General features: G+C 47.1%; 1 protein-coding gene. It reads left to right on the plus strand.

Features of this window, described 5'->3' with window-relative positions:
• Window positions 1–461 (plus strand): IS982 family transposase (locus FC65_RS11140; RefSeq protein ID WP_156408656.1); only part of this gene is annotated, 461 nt, incomplete at both ends.

Genomic DNA, 461 nt, shown 5'->3' on the forward strand with positions numbered 1-461 from the left:
CAGGACAGTTTGCGATCATTGATAGTTTGCCTAACCCTTTATGCCAAAAAGTTAGAAATAAGCGGGCCAAGGTTTTCCGCGGCATAGCTGACCTAGGCTACAATGCGACCAAAGACATGTATTTTTACGGGTTTAAGACTCATTTTGAGACCTCGCTCAGCGGTTATATCTTAAATTACACTGTCACCGAGGCCTCTAAACATGACACCCAAGCGGCGTCAACTTTGATCGCAGGCTGTCCGTGTCCCTTTGTTTTAGCGGATGTCGGTTATGTGGGACAGCCCTTACAAGAAGATTTTGGCGAGCTAGGTTATGAGCTCTGGACACCTTACCGTTCAAACATGAAAGGAGCCAAACAGCACAATGTTCCGGCTTTGAAAGATCTCCGGCGCACGATCGAATCCCGTTTCTCGATCCTAGTTGAAGATTATGGGATCGAAAAAAACCTCACGCGGTCAGTG

The sequence above is a fragment of the Ligilactobacillus acidipiscis DSM 15836 genome (genome assembly GCF_001435755.1).
Lineage (GTDB): Bacteria > Bacillota > Bacilli > Lactobacillales > Lactobacillaceae > Ligilactobacillus > Ligilactobacillus acidipiscis.